Annotated in this window: 2 protein-coding genes; both read right to left on the reverse strand. The window is 42.9% G+C overall.

The genetic code is table 11. From position 1 onward, the window contains the following. Positions 1-104: 104 nt before the first annotated feature. Positions 105-1292, reverse strand: coding sequence for a chromate transporter (locus tag AC1DSE_RS34995; protein ID WP_477509822.1), 1188 nt, complete (start codon positions 1290-1292; stop codon positions 105-107). Between the two features lie 134 nt (positions 1293-1426). Beyond that, positions 1427-1669: C40 family peptidase (locus AC1DSE_RS35000; RefSeq protein ID WP_477529093.1), on the reverse strand; the 243-nt coding region annotated here is incomplete at its 5' end.

The raw sequence follows: 1669 nt of genomic DNA on the forward strand, positions 1-1669 counted from the left end.
ATTGAGCATTGGTGCAAAATCCGTTATGTAGGCAGATTCAATTCATATAAAAAAACCTCTAATCCGTTATCGCGGATTAGAGGTTTTTATCAATTGATTAATTATTAAATAAGTTCAAGGGCCATTCCACCTAATGCACCGGTCACAACAATCATCCAAGGTGGAAGCTTCCAAAAAACAAGCATAATAAACAATACGGCAGCCAGCATAAAATCACCGGACTCTACTATCGCGCTAGTCCAAAGCGGATCATACAGTGCAGCAAGCAATATGCCAACTACAGCGGCGTTAACGCCAACTAATGCACCTTGGATTTTTGAGTTATTTCGCAACACATTCCAAAACGGCAATGTTCCAGCAACGAGAAGAAATGCCGGCAAAAAAATTGCAGTTGTTGCAACAATGGCTCCAGTCAATCCACCAGAGAGAGTACCAAGATAACTAGCGAATGTGAAAAGTGGACCAGGCACAGCCTGCGCAGCGCTATAACCAGCTAAAAAATCCGATTCATTAACCCACCCGGTAAAGACAACTTCGTTCTCAAGAAGCGGCAGAACAACATGTCCGCCTCCAAACACCAGTGAGCCTGCACGATAATAGCTATCGAACATCGCAATCCATTCCATATTTTCCCATTGTCTTAGAAATGGCAAAACAATAAGCAGCGTGAGAAATATAACGAGGCAGGAGATCGCAAGGGAACGGCTAATTCGAATGTTCAGATCAGGAGTTCCCTCGACTGTTTTCATACGATATAACCATACCCCGATCAGTCCAGCTGCAGCAATAATGATTACTTGACTATAGGCCGCTTGCCAATATAACGTTATCGCAGCAGCGATGACTGCTATCGTAGCTCTGTTTCGATCCGGTGTTAGTTTCTGCCCCATCCCTAGAACGGCATAAGCAACGATGGCCACCGCTACAATTTTCAATCCATGAATCCAGCCTGTGTTTCCAAGATCAAATCCTTGCAGCAAAAAAGCAAAGGCCACTAATGCAATGATCGATGGCAGTGTGAACCCTAACCAAGCCACTAGTCCGCCCAATAACCCAGCCCTAACTATCCCTATACCGATCCCAACTTGACTGCTGGCTGGTCCAGGTAGAAACTGACATAAAGCAACGAGGTCTGCATAACTACGTTCATCCATCCATTTACGGCGACGAATATACTCATTGTGAAAATAACCCAAATGGGCTATCGGACCCCCAAATGAGGTAAGTCCTAGTTTAGTAGATACAGCTAGTACCTCTACCAAAGATGCGATTGTTCCTCTTTTCAATCCTATAACCTCATTCCATTACTCATGTTATTTACATTGTAAGCTTGCGAATTATTGGCTTACAACCCTTTAACAAATACTTAATAAATGGTTACATAAAAAAAACCACCTCGTAAGGTGGTTTTTAAAATCATTACGCTTTATTTAGACTCCATCATCGCAGCAAATGTATCTTCCGTTACGACACGCCTTGCTGTTACATAACGTTTTGCATAATAAGAATCGTTAAGGTTTGTAATCGTAACCCCTTTGCTTGTAGAAGAATGAGCAAATTTCCCATCCCCAATGTAAATGCCCGCATGAGAAACGCCTTTGCCGCTTGTGTTGAAGAACACAAGATCACCCACGCGTAGTTCATCTTTATTAACCTCTGTGCCTGTGTC

The organism is Paenibacillus sp. 01L418 (assembly GCF_056400045.1).